Origin of the sequence: Halorubrum depositum (genome assembly GCF_007671725.1) — an archaeon.
Taxonomy (GTDB): domain Archaea; phylum Halobacteriota; class Halobacteria; order Halobacteriales; family Haloferacaceae; genus Halorubrum; species Halorubrum depositum.
Genome location: NZ_VCNM01000001.1, coordinates 1,057,989 through 1,074,783 on the forward strand (window position 1 = coordinate 1,057,989; position 16,795 = coordinate 1,074,783).

At 69.7% G+C, this 16,795-nt stretch carries 18 protein-coding genes; 9 read left to right on the forward strand and 9 right to left on the reverse strand.

Going from position 1 to position 16,795, the window contains the following annotated elements; translation table 11 throughout:
- Positions 1–60 precede the first annotated feature (60 nt).
- From FGM06_RS05470 to FGM06_RS16350, 4 genes are all read left to right on the forward strand, one after another.
- Positions 61–369: a 30S ribosomal protein S24e gene (locus FGM06_RS05470; protein WP_144798120.1), complete on the forward strand. Its 309-nt coding sequence runs from the start codon at positions 61–63 to the stop codon at positions 367–369.
- Between the two features lie 11 nt (positions 370–380).
- Positions 381–2,081 (forward strand): bifunctional N(6)-L-threonylcarbamoyladenine synthase/serine/threonine protein kinase, encoded by a 1,701-nt coding sequence (locus FGM06_RS05475; RefSeq protein ID WP_144798121.1) that lies wholly within the window; start codon positions 381–383, stop codon positions 2,079–2,081.
- 103 nt (positions 2,082–2,184) lie between these two features.
- Positions 2,185–2,481, forward strand: a complete 297-nt coding sequence (locus tag FGM06_RS05480) for a DUF5808 domain-containing protein (protein ID WP_144798122.1) — start codon at positions 2,185–2,187, stop codon at positions 2,479–2,481.
- Between the two features lie 99 nt (positions 2,482–2,580).
- Entirely contained in the window at positions 2,581–2,715 is a 135-nt protein-coding gene (locus FGM06_RS16350) for a hypothetical protein (protein ID WP_277752399.1), read from the forward strand.
- On the opposite strand, the gene FGM06_RS05485 is transcribed toward FGM06_RS16350, so the two are convergent.
- From FGM06_RS05485 to pyrH, 4 genes are all read right to left on the reverse strand, one after another.
- Positions 2,699–3,691, reverse strand: a complete 993-nt coding sequence (locus tag FGM06_RS05485) for a sensor histidine kinase (RefSeq protein WP_144798123.1) — start codon at positions 3,689–3,691, stop codon at positions 2,699–2,701. The two genes, FGM06_RS16350 and FGM06_RS05485, sit on opposite strands and share 17 nt — an antisense overlap.
- A gap of 73 nt (positions 3,692–3,764) precedes the next feature.
- The gene (locus FGM06_RS05490; protein ID WP_144798124.1) at positions 3,765–4,064 is read right to left on the reverse strand and encodes a DUF7573 domain-containing protein; all 300 of its coding nucleotides are present in this window, start codon (positions 4,062–4,064) and stop codon (positions 3,765–3,767) included.
- A complete protein-coding gene (gene lysS / locus FGM06_RS05495; protein ID WP_144798125.1) occupies positions 4,065–5,777 on the reverse strand; it encodes a lysine--tRNA ligase in 1,713 nt (570 codons plus the stop codon). It lies immediately after the preceding gene.
- Positions 5,774–6,499 carry a UMP kinase gene (gene pyrH / locus FGM06_RS05500; RefSeq protein WP_144798126.1) on the reverse strand — a complete coding sequence of 242 codons (726 nt, stop codon included), beginning with the start codon at positions 6,497–6,499 and terminating at the stop codon, positions 5,774–5,776. The genes lysS and pyrH overlap by 4 nt, the downstream gene beginning before the upstream one ends.
- A 144-nt stretch (positions 6,500–6,643) precedes the next feature.
- Here pyrH and FGM06_RS05505 point away from each other — a divergent pair, with 144 nt between their 5' ends.
- The 3 genes from FGM06_RS05505 (at position 6,644) to FGM06_RS05515 (ending at position 9,456) form a co-directional block, all read left to right on the forward strand.
- Complete coding sequence (locus tag FGM06_RS05505; RefSeq protein WP_144798127.1) at positions 6,644–7,492, forward strand: molybdopterin synthase; 849 nt, start codon at positions 6,644–6,646, stop codon at positions 7,490–7,492.
- Between the two features lie 346 nt (positions 7,493–7,838).
- Positions 7,839–8,099, forward strand: coding sequence for a DUF7123 family protein (locus FGM06_RS05510; protein WP_123113226.1), 261 nt, complete (start codon positions 7,839–7,841; stop codon positions 8,097–8,099).
- Positions 8,100–8,304: 205 nt separating this feature from the next.
- Positions 8,305–9,456: a site-2 protease family protein gene (locus FGM06_RS05515; RefSeq protein WP_144798128.1), complete on the forward strand. Its 1,152-nt coding sequence runs from the start codon at positions 8,305–8,307 to the stop codon at positions 9,454–9,456.
- A 60-nt stretch (positions 9,457–9,516) separates the two neighbouring features.
- Here the strand turns inward: FGM06_RS05515 and FGM06_RS05520 are convergent, their stop codons facing one another.
- The 4 genes from FGM06_RS05520 to FGM06_RS05535 form a co-directional block, all read right to left on the reverse strand.
- On the reverse strand, positions 9,517–11,190 hold the full coding sequence (locus FGM06_RS05520) for an ABC1 kinase family protein (protein ID WP_144798129.1): 1,674 nt from the start codon (positions 11,188–11,190) through the stop codon (positions 9,517–9,519).
- Between the two features lie 3 nt (positions 11,191–11,193).
- Positions 11,194–11,643, reverse strand: coding sequence for an Hsp20/alpha crystallin family protein (locus FGM06_RS05525; protein ID WP_144798130.1), 450 nt, complete (start codon positions 11,641–11,643; stop codon positions 11,194–11,196).
- 68 nt (positions 11,644–11,711) lie between these two features.
- Positions 11,712–12,458, reverse strand: coding sequence for a DUF2391 family protein (locus tag FGM06_RS05530; protein ID WP_144798131.1), 747 nt, complete (start codon positions 12,456–12,458; stop codon positions 11,712–11,714).
- A gap of 305 nt (positions 12,459–12,763) precedes the next feature.
- Complete coding sequence (locus FGM06_RS05535) at positions 12,764–13,543, reverse strand: alpha/beta fold hydrolase (protein ID WP_144798132.1); 780 nt, start codon at positions 13,541–13,543, stop codon at positions 12,764–12,766.
- A 199-nt stretch (positions 13,544–13,742) separates the two neighbouring features.
- Between FGM06_RS05535 and FGM06_RS05540 the strand changes: the two genes are divergently transcribed.
- Positions 13,743–14,039, forward strand: a complete 297-nt coding sequence (locus tag FGM06_RS05540; protein WP_144798133.1) for a DUF7127 family protein — start codon at positions 13,743–13,745, stop codon at positions 14,037–14,039.
- The gene (locus tag FGM06_RS05545; protein WP_144798134.1) at positions 14,036–16,303 is read left to right on the forward strand and encodes a CDC48 family AAA ATPase; all 2,268 of its coding nucleotides are present in this window, start codon (positions 14,036–14,038) and stop codon (positions 16,301–16,303) included. Before FGM06_RS05540 ends, FGM06_RS05545 begins: the two co-directional genes overlap by 4 nt.
- A gap of 67 nt (positions 16,304–16,370) precedes the next feature.
- On the opposite strand, the gene FGM06_RS05550 is transcribed toward FGM06_RS05545, so the two are convergent.
- Complete coding sequence (locus FGM06_RS05550; RefSeq protein ID WP_144798135.1) at positions 16,371–16,610, reverse strand: hypothetical protein; 240 nt, start codon at positions 16,608–16,610, stop codon at positions 16,371–16,373.
- Positions 16,611–16,795: the final 185 nt, after the last annotated feature.

Sequence of the window (16,795 nt, forward strand, 5' to 3'; positions counted from 1 at the left end):
CGGCACCCCCGCTTCGAAATCCTTTTACAGCTTTCGAGGGGATATACCCGTAACTGAACCATGGACGTCGATATCATCTCCGAGGAGGAGAACCCGATGTTGCACCGCACGGACATCCGATTCGAGACGACTCACGAGGAGGCGACGCCCTCCCGCCTGTCGGTCCGCGACTCGCTCGCGGCCAAGCTGGACAAGGCCTCCGAGGAGGTCGTCGTCCACGAGTTGGACACGAAGTTCGGCATGCGCAAGACGGTCGGCTACGCGAAGGTGTACGACACCGCCGAGGACGCGCTCGACGTCGAACAGGAGCACATGCTCGAACGCAACAAGATCGGCGACGAGGCCGAGGCGGACGCCGAAGAGGCCTGACGCCGCGCCGGATGCGCGTTCTCGGCATCGAGGGGACCGCGTGGTGCGCGAGCGCCGCGCTGTACGACGCCGAGACGGACTCCGTTCTCATCGAATCGAACCCGTACGAGCCGGACAGCGGCGGCATTCACCCGCGCGAGGCCGCCGAACACATGTCCGAGGCGATCCCCGAGGTCGTCGACGCGGTCCTGACGGCGGCCGAGGACGAGTACGGCCCGGACGCGATCGACGCGGTCGCCTTCTCGAAGGGACCGGGGCTCGGCCCCTGTCTCCGCACCGTCGGCACGGCCGCGCGGGCGCTCGCGGGGACGCTCGACGTCCCCCTCGTCGGCGTCAACCACATGGTGGCGCACCTGGAGATCGGTCGCCACCGGTCCGGCTTCGAGAACCCGGTGTGTCTGAACGCCTCCGGGGCGAACGCGCACCTGCTCGGCTACCACGACGGCCGCTACCGCGTGCTCGGCGAGACGATGGACGCCGGCGTCGGCAACGCCATCGACAAGTTCACGCGCCACGTCGGCTGGGATCACCCCGGGGGGCCGAAGGTGGAGGCCGCGGCCGCGGAGGCGGCCGCCGAGCGCGACCCGGACGCCGAGCTGGTGGACCTGCCGTACGTCGTCAAGGGGATGGACTTCTCCTTCTCCGGCATCAGCTCCGCCGCCAACGACGCGTCCGACGACGGGGTCCCCGTCGAGGAGATCTGCTTCTCGCTGCAGGAGCACGTGTTCGCGATGCTGACGGAGGTGTCGGAGCGGGCGCTCTCGCTGACCGGCGCCGACGAGCTCGTCCTCGGCGGCGGCGTCGCGCAGAACGACCGGCTCCGCGAGATGCTGGGGACGATGTGCGCGGCCCGCGGGGCCGACTTCCACGCGCCCGAGCCGCGGTTCCTCCGCGACAACGCGGGGATGATCGCCGTGCTGGGCGCGAAGATGGCCGCGGCCGGCGACACCGTGTCGATCGCCGACTCCGCGATCGACCCGAACTTCCGGCCGGACCAGGTTCCCGTGACGTGGCGCGACGGCGACGAGTCGGTCGCCCGCGGGCGGGGAGACCGGGAGCGGGAGGACGGAGGGTGGGATAGCGACGGCGACGCCGGCCGACGCGGCGCGGAGGCGACCGTGGAGATCGCGGCGGTCGGGGAGGGCGAGGACGCCGCGACGGGTGAGACGCGCCGCGTGATCAAGCGCCGGGTGCCGAAGCGGTACCGCCACCCCGGGTTGGACAGCGCGCTCAGGCGTGACCGGACCGTCGCCGAGGCGCGGCTGACGAGCGAGGCGCGGCGGGCCGGCGTCCCGACTCCCCTGGTGTACGACGTCGACGTGCCGGCGGCGACGCTGACGCTCCAGCACGTCGGGGACTGCGACCTCGCGGCCGAACTCAACGAGCGGTGGACGACCGCCGTCGGCCGGCACCTCGCGCGGCTCCACAAGGCGGGGATCGTCCACGGCGACCCGACGACGCGAAACGTCCGGGTCGAACGCCGAGAGGAGGGCGACGCGCGGGCGACCCTCATCGATTTCGGGCTCGCCTACCACACCGGTCACGTCGAGGACCACGCGATGGACCTCCACGTGTTCGAGGGGTCCGTCCGCGCGACGGCGACCGACCCGGACCCGCTGATCGAAGCGTTCGAGACGGGGTACGCGGCGGTCGGCGACGGCGACGTCCTCGACCGGCTGCGGGCGGTCGAGGGTCGCGGGCGGTACCGGTAGTCGACTCGGTCGGCTCGACCCGGTTGGCTCGGCGCGGCGGCGAGGCCGCGCCCGAGGGTCCGGTCCCGCCACGATTTATATCCCCGGCGGGCGATGTGCCGGTATGGCAGACAAACCGTCCTCGGGAGAGATACTCGGGATCCCGTACAACTTCGAGCGGCCCAGCCTCGGTCGGCTGCTGTCGTCGTACTGGCAGCCCGGCGAGGGGATGTTGGTGGAGAAGCCGTTCGGCATCGGATACACGCTGAACCTCGCGAACTGGCGGTCGTGGGTCGTCCTCGCGGTCGCCGGCGGGCTCTACTACCAACAGACGCAGTCCGCCGCGGCCGGCGGCGACGGCGACGGCGACGCCGCCGAAGCCGACGACGGCCCCGTCGAAGTGATCGTCGACGACGACTGACCTGGTCGCCGTCGCGCCCGGGGCGAACGGGGGCGCTCGGTTCTCAGAACCGATTCCGAGACGCTGTGTTTTAAATACCGGAACGACGTATTTGGAACAATGAGAGTTCAGTTCGAGTGCTCGTGCTCGGAGGAAATCTCCGAGTTCACCCGTGGACAGACGAGCCGCGGCGTCCACGTCGAATGCGGGAACTGCGGGGCGGTGTACGCCGTGACGATCACCGAGCTCGACTGACCGGACCGTCTCGGCGCGACTCGCCGCCGTCCTTCCGGTCCTCGGCGTCGACCTGCTCCTCCGCCCGCTCCGTCTTCGCCTTGGCCCCAGCCGTCGCGGACTCGAAGCGGAGCCGGACCGTCGTCCCGTCGTCGGTCGTCTCGAACCCGACGGTCCCTCCCTGCGTCTCGCACATCCACTTGACGAGCCAGAGGCCGATGCTGCTCGCGTGCGAGAGCGGCGTCTCCTGTTCCGCGCGCAGCACCGCCCGCTCGTCGTCGGGGATCCCCGGGCCGTTGTCCCTGACTTCCAGACTGGTGGTGGTCCCGTTCTCCTCGATCCGCGCGTCGACCCGCCGCGTCGAGCCGTCGTTGTGCGTGACCGCGTTCTCGAACACCTCGCGGATCGGGTACTCGACCGACCGGTCGGCGCGGATCCACGCCTCCGCGGGCGTCTCCATCGTGATCGTCACGTCCGACCCGTCGGCCTCCGCAGCGGCCTCCCGCGCCGTCTCGACCAGGTCGATCCGCTCTCCGGGGCGGTCGGGCGAGGCCTCCTCGATGACGCGCAGCTTCTCGCTTATCGCGACCACGTCGTCCGTCGTCTCTCGGATCGTCTCCAGGCACTCGCGGCTCCGCTCGTCGTCGACCCGGTCGGCGAGCAGGTCCGCGTACCCGCGGATGACGTTGAGGTCGTTGCGGACGTTGTGCCTGAACACTCGGCTCAACACCTGAAGCTGCTGATTCGACGTCTCCAGTTCCCGCCGGGCCGCCTCGGCGCGGCGGCGGTGGTAGGTCAACGCGCCGTGGAAGAACAGCGAGGAGACGCCGACGACCGTCCAGCCGCTCACGAGGCGAGCGGGGGTCCACGCGGTCGCGTCGACGGCGGCGGCGATCGCCACGTCGACCACGAGGACGAGCAGCGCCCCCGCACAGAGGAAGCTCACCGCCAGCGCCCGCGGCGAGCGGTCGTAGATCCGGTCCGAGAAAAATTCCATGGTAGTGTATATAAACCTCAGACGGTCTCAGTCGTAAGTAACGACAGAGCGGTCCGTCTTAAATCTGATCGGGTCACCACTCCTTGCAGGCGGCACAGACGAGGGCGCCGTCGTCGACCCATCTCCGCGCGACCGAGTCCCCGCATCGGTCACAGGCGGCGCCGCCGGTCGTCCACGTCGCGGTCGGCGTCGCCGGTTCGGCGTGGGCGGTGAGGCCGTCGGTCGTCTCCTTCTCGTCCGCGTCAGCCGCGCCTCGCTCCTCGTCGGTGTCGACCGCGTCGACCGCGCCCGCCCCCTCATCAGTGTCGACCGCGTCGACCGCGCCCTCGTCGGCGCCCCCGGCGAACTCGTCGAGCGAGCGGTCCTCCGGCATTCACGCCTCCCGGCGGAGCCGCGCCACGACGTAGTCGCGCTCCAGTTCGCCGAGGAACTCGCCGAGCCGCGGCCCCTGCGTGTCGTCGAAGAAGAGGCGGTAGCCGGCCGCGAAGAAGTCGCCGACCTCGACGTCGTGCGCGCGTGCCGTCTCGTACATCTCCGCCTGGATGGCGTCGCCGTCGTGGCCCGCGGCGACGAAGTCGGCGAGGTCGTCGAGCGCGGCGGCCACGTCCTCGTCGAAGTCGGCGTCCGGCAGGTCGGTCTGGAGCCGGTAGTCGTACTCGTTTTCGGTGCGCTCGGCCCAGTTTCGCGCCTTCTCGACGCGGGCGAGCGCGGCCGCGACGACCTCCTCGGAGGCGTCCTCCGGGATGTGGCCCTCGTCGCGGGCGAGCCGCTCGCGGAAGCCGGGGTCGTCGACCATCCCGAGGACGGCCGCGAACGTGTACGGGAGTCGGACGGGACGCTCCGTCGGCGGGTCGTCGGCGCGATCGACGACGAAGGGGTAGGCGCGCTCGGCGAAGGCGGTCAGGTCGTCGTCGTCGACCTCGCCGAAGTAGGCGCGCTCGAAGCGGTCGAACCGGTCGACGAGCTGGTCGAGCCGCTCGACGTCGAGGTCGCGGGCCTTCTTCGGGTGGAGCGCGAAGAAGTAGCGGAGCACCGCGGGTTCGAGCAGGTCGAGCAGCTCCGGAACGGTGACGACGTTGCCGGCCGACGAGGAGAGCGGCTCCCCGTTGAGCGTGAACCACTCGTACACCATCGGGACGGGCGGCTCGATACCGAGCACGTTCCGCGCGACGTCGACGCCGGAGGGCCACGACCCCTCCGCGTGGTCCTTGCCGAACGGCTCAAAGTCGACGCCGAGCACCTCCCACTGGCCGGGCCACTCGAGGCGCCACGGGAGCTTCCCCTCGCGGAACGTGGCGGTCCCCTCGTGGCCGCAGCCGTCGATGACCTCGTCGCCGACCTCCATGTCGGTGCAGACGTAGTCGACGGTCTCGGCGTCGAGGTCGACCGCCGTCACCGTCTCGGTCACCTTGCCGCACGCCTCGCAGATCGGGTTGAACGGGACGTACTCGTCGTCGACCTTGTCCTGGTACTGCGAGAGCACCTCGCGGACGCCATCGAGGTCGGAGAGCACCGTCCGGGTCACGTCGTCGAAGTCGCCGTCGGCGTACAGCTCGGTGTTCGAGACCATCTCGACGGGGACCCCGAGCCGGTCGGCGTCGGCCTTCAGGAGGGCGGCGAAGTGGGCCGCGTACGACTCGCGCTCGCCGAACGGGTCGGGGATCGCGGTGTACGGCTTCCCGAGGTTGCGGCCGAGCGCGCCCGCGTCCACCTCGCCGAGGCCGACGATCTTGCCGTCGGCGTTCGCCAGTTTCCGGGGGAGCTTGCGGAGGGGGTCCTTGTCGTCGGAGGTGAACACCTGGCGGACCTCGTGCCCGCGCTCGCGGAGCACCGCGGCGACGAAGTACCCCCGCATGATCTCGTTGAAGTTGCCGAGGTGCGCGACCCCGGAGGGGGAGACGCCGCCCTTGATCACGATCGGTTCGTCGGGGTCGCGGGCCTCGATCTCGTCGGCGACCACGTCGGCCCAGAAGGCGCGGAAGTCTCCGTCACCGTCGGCCTCGTCCGCCGCCTCGCCCGCCCCCGCCGCGCCGTCGGCGTCCCGCGCCTGCTCGGAGAGGATATGGGGGGAGTCGTCGTCGCTCACGCGTCGCTCCCCTCCGTCCAGTGGGTCGGCTCGTCGCTGTCGGTCGGGACCACGTCGGTTCCGGTGTGGTCGCCCCGGAGCACGGCGTCGACGACGACGCCCGGGTCCGTCCCGTCGAGGACGACGGCGCGGATCCCCGCCCGGTCGATCAGCTTGGCCGCGAGCAGGTCCACGGGGGCGGAGGCGCCGGCGTCCCGGCTCATCGGGAGCACGACGTCGACGAGCTCCGCCGGCGACATCGACCCGAACTGCGTGGCGTCCGGGTCGACGTTGGGGTCGGCGTCGTACACGCCGTTCGCGCTCGTCGCGTACACGAGGAGGTCGGCGTCGACGGACTCGGCGAAGGCGGCGGCGACCGCGTCGGTCGTCTGTCCGGGGGTGACGCCGCCCATCACCGACACCTCCCCGCGGCGGAGCGCCGCGGCGGCCTCGTCGTACCCCGTCGCCGGCGAGAGGTTCGCGCGCCCGTCGAGCGCGGCGATCAGCAGGCGGGCGTTGAGCCGGGTGGTGCCGATGCCGAGCTGGTCGAGCTCGACCTCGTTGGCGCCGAGGTCGCGCGCCGTCTCGATGTAGTCGCGCGCGACGCCGCCGCCGCCGACGACGACGCCGACCTCGCAGCCGTCGGCGACGATGTGCTCGACCGCCTCGGCGTACGCGGCCACCCGGTCGGGGTCGAGATCGGGCGCGAGCACGCTCCCGCCGATAGAAACGACGACTCTCATTACCGTCGCATACCCCTGTCTCGCTCTTAAGGATTATCAAGGCCGGACGCCCCCGGGTTCCCGAAGCGGTCACCGCGGAAGCGAACGCGGGCGCTCGGCGCGCCGGCGGGAAACGCCTAAGCCGCTCGCACTCCGCCCTCCGGTATGCAACCGATAGCGATCGCGGGTCCGGGCGCGGAGGACCTTGCGGGGGCACTGACCGACCGGCTCGACGGCCGAACCGCGGTCGTGAACCGCGCGAACGGTGACGACGGCGGGAACGCGAACGACGAGGCCACCGACGGCGGCGTCGCGGTCGAGGCGTCGGCGGACCGGACCGACGCCGACACCGAGGTGACGCTCGGGGGCGACGGCGAGTGGACCGGCCGCGGGCGCGTCGACGGCCTCGACGCGTTCCTCGACGGGCTCGCGCCCGACCACGACTACCTCGTCGCCGTCGGCGATTCCCGACTTCGCGTGCCGACGGTCCTGCTCGGAGCGGACGCGGACTCGGAGGACGTGCCCGGGACGGTGATCGCCGCCGCCGACGCGCCCGCGGGCGTCGACCTCGACCGCCTCGTCGCCGACCTCGACGCCGCGGAGCCGTGGATCACGCGCGAGACGCTCGTGCGACGGGTCGAGGCGTCCGCGGACGCGGACCGCGCGGGTGCGATCGCGACGTTCACCGGCCGGGTCCGGGCGCGGGACGCGCCCGACGACGACCGCACCACCCACCTGGCCTTCGAGAAGTACGAGGGGGTCGCCGCGGAGCGCATGGACGCGATCGCGGCGGAGCTGACCGAGCGCGACGGCGTGTTCGACGTCCGGATGCACCACCGGACCGGCGTTATCGAGGCGGGCGAGGACATCGTCTTCGTCGTCGTCCTGGCGGGGCACCGGCGAGAGGCGTTCCGGACCGTGGAGGACGGGATAGATCGGCTGAAAGACGAGGTCCCTATCTTCAAGAAGGAGACGACCGAGGCCGAGGAGTTCTGGGTTCACCGGCACGACTGACCGGCACTCGGCCGCGGAGCTGACCGGATCTCGACGCCGCGACTGCCGGCGAACCGACCGCGCGACCGGCGATAGGGGAGTCGCGGCCCGCCATTTACCGGCAATATAACCCGGTTAAGCCGTGAATTACCGATCTATCGGGACGATTAAGCTCCCGATCGGCGAGCAACAGAAAAAAGATTCAGAACACGGTATAAAATTTCTAATCCGTTTTGAGGGCGTTGTGAACGGTTTGTCAGACACGTTTTAGCCGATGCCCCCGACCTGAAACGCCGTAAAAGCCACTGAACACCGTCCAACGGTCTCATCTTTATAACACCTTCCGGAGACAAGCGGTGAGTGTACCATGAGCGCGACTGCAAATCCCTCCGCGAACGCGAACCCCACCGACGACCTCAGCAAGGAAGAGCGGCTGAAGCGGTACCTGCTCGACCGCGCCGAGGACGGCGAGATGTACTTCAAAGGGAAGTTCATCGCCGACGACGTCGACCTCTCGCCGAAGGAGATCGGCGCCCTGATGGTGAAGCTCCGCGACTCGGCCACGGAGCTCACCGTCGAGAAGTGGTCGTACACGGGCGCGACGACCTGGCGCATCGAGCCCGCCTGACGAGGACCGACGAGCCCGCCTGACGGCTGGCACACCACGCGCTCTCGCGCGTCCCCGCTTTCTCTCACACGCGGCCCCCTTCCCCCGGGGTCGACCGTTCCCCGAACAGCTCCGGCGACGCGTCGCGTCGGTCGGCGGCGCTCGCCCTTCGATCTGCGCCGCGGTCGACGCGGGGTTTATACTCGCCGACCAGTTACGACCGACGATGCCAGAACACGAGGACGGGGAGGCGTCGACGGGGCCCGACGTCCCGCGTCCGGAGCCGCTGCGGACGTTCTTCAGGGTGGACGAGATCCGTCGGGAGAACGGACGCGTTCGGTACGTCGGCGAGTCGTACGTCCCCGAACGCGCCCTGCAGCGGAAGCTTGTTCCCCCGTTCCGAGACGCCGGCTACGACGTCGACCTCGAGGCGAACGGCGACGGGCACGTCGTCGTCGCGACGCCCTTTACTCGGGGACGCGAGGGGGTCCCGTGGCTCAACCTCGCCCTGTTCGCGGCGACGGTATGTACCACCCTGTTCGTCGGCGCCTACGGCTGGTACTACGTCGGCTGGGAGGAGATCGCCGCGAACCCGCTGACGATACTGCAAGCGTGGCCCTTTACCGCGGCCGTGCTCGGCGTGCTGATGACCCACGAGCTCGGGCACTACGCCGCCGGTCGGTACCACGGGGTCAGCGTCTCGCTCCCGTACGTCATCCCGTTCGCCTTCCCGTTCGGCACGCTCGGGGCGGTGATCCGGATGCGCGGACGGATGCCTTCCCGGAAGGTGCTGTTCGACATCGGCGCGGCCGGACCGATCGCGGGGCTCGTCGCCACCGTCGTCGTCACCGCCATCGGGCTCTCGCTCGATCCGATCCGCGTCCCGGCGGAGCTCGCGAACGCCTCCGGGACGATGATCCGCTTCAACAACCCGCCGCTGCTGGATATCATCGCCGCCCTCGTCGGCCAGCCGACCGGGTACGAGGACCCGACGCTCACGGCGCATCCGGTGGTGATCGGCGGTTGGGTCGGGATGTTCTTCACGCTCCTGAACCTCCTGCCCGTCGGCCAGCTCGACGGGGGTCACATCGTCCGCGCGATGGCCGGCCCGCGACAGGAGACGATCGCGGCGCTCGTCCCCGGCGCCCTCTTCTCGATCGCCGCGTACCTCTACTTCTGGCGCGGCCTCGGGATCGACGAGTCGGTCGGCCTGTGGGGATTCTGGGGCCTGTTCGCGCTCGTGATCGCCTTCAACGGCCCGGCGACCCCGGCCGACGAGGAGCGGATCGGCTGGCCCCGGTTCGCCGTCGGCCTCGCGACGTTCGCGCTCGGGGCCCTCTGTTTCCTCCTCGTGCCGATCCAGGTCGTCTCCGCCTGACCGGCGGGCGGTCTCGGCGCGTCGACGGCGGCGAGGACGACGCGAGCGACGGCCTTCGAATCAGTCGTCGCGGCGCTGCTTCATCCCCTGTCTGGTGAACTGAGGCGTGGCGCGGATGCCGCGCTTCTTCCGGAACGAACGGTAGAGCGCGACCGCGAGCGGGACCGCGAGCAGGAGGACGACGCCGGCGAGCCGCCACGCGTCGGCGAACGAGTAGAGGATCGTCGCGGAGAGGACGCCGACCGCGAGCAGCACCGAGTAGGCGATCCGCATCGCGAGCTTGTCGAGGACGTTCGAGTCGTCCTCGATCGTGACGTCGACGTGGAGGTCGCCGCGGTTCGCCCGCTCGAGGAAGTCGTCGGCCTTCGGCGGGACGGTGAACAGCGCCTCGGTGGTGCGCTGGACCTGTCGCCCGGCGTCCTCGGCGAGGTCGCGGGCGGTCTGCTCGTAGTACCCCTCGTCCCTGAGGTACTCCGTCGCGGTCGAGATGAAGTCGAACTCGGGGTCGAGGGTGACGCAGACCCCCTCGACGACGGTCGCGACGCGCAACACGAGCGCGAGGTCCGGCGGGAGCCGGAGGGGGAACTCGTATATCGTCGACTCCACCTGCTCGATGATCTGGTTCACCTGGTACTGCTCGATGTCCTCGCCGCTGGCGTCGGCGATGGCCAGCTCCATCACGTTGCCCATCACCTCGCGGTCCGCCTCGGGCGAGAGCGTCCCCATGGCGATCAGCGTGTCGAGGATGGCGTCGATATCCTGTCGGGCGACGGCGACGTAGAAGTCGACGATCTTCTCCTGGATGAACGGGTCAACGCGCCCGGCCATGCCGAAGTCGTAGAATATCACGGTGCCGTCGTCGTCGACGGCGAGGTTCCCGGGGTGGGGGTCCGCGTGGAACACGCCGTCGTCGATGATCATCTGGAGGTACACCTCCTGGAGCGTCTCGGCGATGGCGTTGCGGTCGAACCCCGCGGCGTCGAGCTCGTCGAGCCGGTTGATCTTCACCCCCGGGACGTACTCCATCGTGAGCACCCGCGGCCCGGAGACCGCCTCGTAGGCGGTGGGGATCCGGATCCGGTCGTTGCCGGCGAAGTTCTTCCTGATCTCCTCGAGCATCTCGCGCTCGCGCTCGTAGTCCATCTCCTCGCGGATCGTCTTCGCGAACTCGTCGGCGAGATTCTCCAGCGAGAACGCCCGTCCGCTCCCGGTGAACCGCTTGACGATCGGGATCGACCAGCGGATCGTCCGGAGGTCGGCCTCGACGAGCGACTCGATCCCCGGGCGACGGACCTTCACGGCGACGTCGTTCCCCTCGTAGCGGGCGGTGTACACCTGTCCGAGGCTCGCGCCGCTTATCGGGTCGCGGTCGAAGTCGTCGAACGTCTCGTCGACGGGGCCGAACTCCTCCTCTAAGACGACCCTCGACTCCTCCCACGGGGCCGGCGGCACGTCGTCTTGGAGTCCCTCCAACACGTCGATGTACGCCGGCGGGAGGATGTCGGGTCGCGTCGAGAGGATCTGGCCGAGCTTGATGAACGTTGGGCCGAGCGTGAGCAGGATGTCGAGGAGGACCGCGGCGCGCTCGCGCTGGGTCTCCGCGTCGACGTCGCGGCCCCCGCCGAACAGGAGGAACCGCTTCCGGTCCCGCCAGTAGGCGACGATCAGCGGCGAGAACCGCCGGAGGACCACGAAGAACCGCCAGTAGGCGCGAAGGTTGACCAGCGTGACCACCCGTCAGGCGTCGGCCTCGTCGTCGGAACCGTCGGCCTCGCCCCCTTCGTCGGCCTCGTCGTCGGAACCGTCGGCCTCGCCCCCTTCATCGGCCTCGTCGGCCTCGTCGACGGGGATAGTGCGGGAGGCGTCCCCGGTCCGCTTCGGGATCGTGACCTCGAGTACCCCCCGGTCCATCTCGGCGTCCGCGCCGCTCCCGTCGGCGTCGCCCGGGAGCGGGAGCTCCGCGTCGAGGAACAGGGGGCGGTCCTCGTTGACGTAGCGGAACCCCCCGGGAACCCCCTTCTCGCGGCGACCCTCGATGACGATCCGGCCGTCCTCGGCGAGGACCTCGGTCGTCTCCGCGGTCGCGCCGGGGAGGTCGACGACGAGGACGTACCCGTCGTCTGATTCGAGCAGATCCGCAAACACCGCGTCCGGGAGGTCCCGGAGCGCATCGCGTAACGCTGACATGTACACGGGTACGGTCGCCGCGGCGAAAAAGGTGTGGAAAGGGGGGACCGAAACGGGGAGTCGGCGGGTCAGTCGTCGCGGTTGAAATCCAGGTCGATGTCGTCCAAGTCGAGGTCGTTGATGTCCTCTCCCTGCGACTCGCCGGGGAGAATGTCGCCGAGGCTCGCCCCGAACGCGGCCGCGGCCCAGACGACCGCCACGCGCGAGACCCGTTCGAGCGCGGTCGGGTCGCCCTCGTGGAGCCGCCCCCAGAGGGAGAGCATGAAGAGGGAGGTGAACAGCGAGACGAGCAGGATCCCGGCGTAGCGGCGCGGGATGACGCCGAGTATCGGATGGCTGATCTCGATCTGCCGGAAGTCGGCGAAGTAGAGGAGCCCGGCGGTCAACACCAAGACGAACCCCACGTGGGCGAGCAGGAGGACGGGGACGCCGCGGGGGGTTGCCGCGGCGAACCACGCCGCGATCTCGAAGACGCCCCCCTCGACGAGCAGGGGTAACGCGAAGAGGACCGAACCCACGAACGCCTCGGCCATGTCCCGCGAGGTGTACTTCGTGATCCGCGTCCTGAACGCCGCGCTGCCGGGCATCTGCTCGACGAGCGAGATGGTCTGACGCACCTTCTCGCGCTCGTGCTCCCCGTCGACGGTGTCGCTCAGGGCGTCGAGCTTCGCGAGCAGGTCGTTGATGTCGGGGTTCTCGAGGCCGCCGTTCGCGGGAACGCTCCCGTCGGTCTCGTCGGTCGGTCCCGCCGAGCGGTCCCCGTCGGGAGACGAACTCGATCCGACGGACCGTCGTCCCGAGTCGTCGCCGTCCATTGTCGAACGGTCGACGCGGGCGTCGCAAAAGCGTATCGGCGGCCGGCCCGACGGGAGGAACGGCGAACCGTTTATATGTCGTGGAGTGTTAACACGTATCACGAGGTGAGTACCGACGACATCGAGGACCCGACCACGCAGTCATCGACCGTCGAGCGGTACCGCGCGTTCACGACCGTCCGATCCGCGCGTTTCGTATCGGGGCGTACCCCCTCGACGTGACGCTCACGTCCCGTCGTCTCCGATTCCGGCTCCGACGAGGTCGCTCGCGGGAGCCGCTCCGCCGCGAGCCCCGCCGCCGTTTTTTATGTTTCCGAGTGACGCCCGAGGAACGACGAGAGCGCCGCGTTGAACGCCTCGGGGCATTCGAGCATCGCGAGGTGCGCGGCGTCCTCTATCACCGCGCGCTCGCAGTCGTCGATCCGGTCCGCCAAGTAGTCGTGGTACTCCGGGGGCGTGAGCGCGTCGCGCTCACCGACGACCGCGAGCGACGGCGCCGCGATCTCGTCGAGGCGGTCGCGCACGTCGAACGCGTGGCAGGTCCGGAAGTCTCGCTCGGTGACGGCGCGACCGCACTCGCGCATGCCCGCACGCGAGAGTTCGACGTACTCCGGGGGCGCGTCGTGGAAGAGTCGGTCGGGCTCGTGGAGCAGGTCGATCGCCCGGCCGAAGTCGGCCGCGAGCGCGTCTAGCAGCGGCTCCGCGACCGCCAGCTTCGCGCCCGTGCCCGCGAGGACGAGCCCGTCGAGCGGGAGGTCGCGTTCCAAGGCGATCCACAGGGCCACGGCGCCGCCGAGGGAGTTCCCGCAGAGGACGGTCGCGCCCGTCGCCTCCGCGACGGCGACGACGTCGTCCGCGTAGGCGCCGAGCGTCTCGGGCCCGGCCGGCGCGTCGACGTCGTCGCTGTCGCCGTGCCCGGAGAGGTCGAGCGCGACGACCGGGAACCGGTCGCTCAGTCGCGCCTGCGCCTTCCAGACGTCTTTGCTCCCGCCGCTCCCGTGGACGAAACAGACCGTGGGTCCGTCGCCGCCGCGGTCCGAGACGCGGTACGCGGTGTCGCGGCCGTCGTGGGTGACTCGCTGCATGTCCCCGTCTCCCGCGCGCCCGGTCATAAACGTCCGGCGGACGACGCCTTCTGGGGGAGAGGAGACGGGACGGAAGCGGCGGGCGAACCCTTCCGAAACGACCCCGAACCGCAACACCACCGATACGTCCCGTGAAATCTCACGTCATGCGATTTTTAGCGATTAGTTTAAATACTCTCGCGCCTAACTTGTAGTTAGCATGAATCACCAACAGACCCGATCGACCGGCGACGGCGCGCTGCTCCGCCGGTTCGAGTACGATGACGGGTGGATCGTCGCCGCCGATCTGGGTGCCGACGCCGCGAACGTGAGCGTCGACGCGGTCGGCGAGACGGCGATCGTCGTCGTCGAGGGCGACGGCGAGCCGGTCGAGACCGAGTTCGAACTGCCGGGCCCGGCCGCGTCGACCGCGGTCGCGAACGGCGTGGTCACCGTGGAAGGCGACACTGCCGAGGACGATGCGGCCGAGGACGACGCCGCGGAGGGCGAGCGATGAAGCTCACCGTCAGACCCCTCAAGCAGAAGGACGCCGGACGCCGCCTCGCGGCGATCGACCGCGTCGCGGCCGAGGAGCTGGGGCTCTCCGGCGGCGACATCGTCCGCGTCGAGGGCTCGGACGGGGCCGCGATCGCCCGCGTCTGGCCCGGCTACCCCGAGGACGACGGCACCGGCGTCGTGCGCATCGACGGGCGGCTCCGTCAGGAGGCCGACGTCGGCATCGACGACCGCGTGACGGTCGAGTCGGTCGACGTCTCCCGGGCGGAGTCGGTCACGATCGCCTTCCCGAGCCAGCTCCGCGTGCGCGGGCAGATCGCCCCGTTCATCCGCGACAAGCTCTCCGGGCAGCCGGTGACCGAGGGCCAGACGATCCGCACGTCGATGGGCTTCGGCCTGATGGGCGGCCAGTCGCAGGCGGTGCCGATGAAGGTCGCCTCGACCACCCCGTCTGGGACGGTCGTCATCACCGACGACACCGAGATCGAGATCTCGGAAGTCCCCGCCGAGGAGCTCGCCGAGCGGAGCGGGAGCGGCGAGGGCGCAAGCGAGGGCCCGGACGTCACCTACGAGGACATCGGCGGGCTCGACGGCGAGCTCGAACAGGTCCGCGAGATGATCGAGCTGCCGATGCGGCACCCGGAGCTGTTCAAGCGGCTCGGCATCGACCCGCCGAAGGGCGTCCTGCTCCATGGCCCGCCGGGCACCGGGAAGACGCTGATCGCGAAGGCCGTCGCCAACGAAATCGACGCCAGCTTCCACAACATCTCCGGTCCGGAGATCATGTCGAAGTACTACGGCGAGAGCGAGGAGCAGCTCCGTGAGATCTTCGAGGAGGCCTCCGAGGAGGCGCCCTCGATCATCTTCATGGACGAGCTCGACTCGATCGCGCCCAAGCGCGAGGAGGCCGGCGGCGACGTCGAACGGCGCGTCGTGGCCCAGCTGCTCTCGCTGATGGACGGGCTCGAAGAGCGCGGCGAGGTCGTCGTCATCGGCGCCACCAACCGCGTCGACGCCATCGACCCCGCGCTCCGGCGCGGCGGTCGCTTCGACCGCGAGATCGAGGTCGGCGTCCCCGACCGCGACGGCCGCAAGGAGATCCTGCAGGTCCACACGCGGAACATGCCGCTGGTCGACGAGATCGATCTCGACGAGTACGCGGAGAACACCCACGGCTTCGTCGGAGCCGACCTCGAGTCGCTCGCGAAGGAGTCCGCGATGCACGCGCTGCGCCGGATCCGCCCCGAGCTCGACTTAGAGAGCGACGAGATCGACGCCGACGTGCTGAACTCCATTCAGGTCACCGAGGAGGACTTCAAGGAGGCGATGAAGGGCATCGAGCCCTCCGCGCTCCGCGAGGTGTTCGTCGAGGTCCCGGACGTCAGCTGGGACCAGGTCGGCGGCTTAGAAGACACCAAAGAGCGGCTCCGCGAGACGATCCAGTGGCCGCTGGAGTACCCCGAGGTGTTCGAGGAGCTCGACATGCAGGCCGCCAAGGGCGTCCTGATGTACGGCCCGCCGGGCACGGGGAAGACCCTGCTCGCAAAGGCCGTCGCCAACGAGAGCGAGTCGAACTTCATCTCGATCAAGGGGCCGGAGCTGCTGAACAAGTACGTGGGCGAGTCCGAGAAGGGCGTCCGCGAGGTGTTCAGCAAGGCCCGCGAGAACGCGCCGACTATCGTGTTCTTCGACGAGATCGACTCGATCGCCACCGAGCGCGGGAAGAACTCCGGCGACTCCGGCGTCGGCGAGCGCGTCGTCTCACAGCTGCTGACCGAGCTCGACGGGCTCGAGTCGCTGGAGGACGTCGTCGTCATCGCGACGACGAACCGCCCGGACCTCATCGACTCGGCGCTGCTCCGGCCCGGCCGACTCGACCGCCACGTGCACGTGCCCGTGCCGGACGAGGAGGCCCGCCGGAAGATCCTGGAGGTCCACACCCGTGAGAAGCCGCTGGCCGACGACGTCGACCTCGACGCGATCGCCCGGAAGACGGAGGGGTACGTCGGCGCCGACCTCGAGGCCGTGGCCCGCGAGGCGTCGATGAACGCCTCTCGGGAGTTCATCGGCAGCGTCACCCGCGAGGAGGTCGGTGAGTCCGTCGGCAACGTCCGCGTGACGATGGCGCACTTCGAGGACGCCTTAGACGAGGTGAACCCGAGCGTTACCCCCGAGACGCGGGAGCGCTACGAGGAGATCGAAAAGCAGTTCCAGCGGTCCGACGTCGACCGCACGGACGCCGAGCCCGGCACCGCGTTCCAGTAAGCGGAGCGTCGGCCGGCCGGAATGACCGGGGCGGTCCGAGACGGACCGGCCCGAACGAAGCGTATTTTTAGATCAGTCCCGCCGTCGACAGCAGGAAGAACGCGGCGACGAGGACGATCCCGATCGTGACCAGGCGCCACGCGAGCTTCAGCACGAACTTGCCGACGACGATGACGATCGCGACGGCGACCAAGGCGACGAGCAGCTGCCCGGCTTGGCTGGCGAGGAGGCCGGCCTGCAGCGGGAGCGACGATGCCACGGCGGCGAGCGAAGCGGTCATGTCCGGGTCCACGAGCACGTCGGGCATAAGCTTGTGGGGAGGCGCCGCGCCGTCGATTATTGAAATCTGATAGGTATGCCGGCAAATACTGCGACAGAGAGACGACGAGGTTGCGCTCACGAGGGCCGTGACCGCGGTAACACGGAGCATAACGTCGAAAATGAGGGGTTAGCGACCCCCCTTTTGTTCCGATGCGGAGGCGATCACGTCTT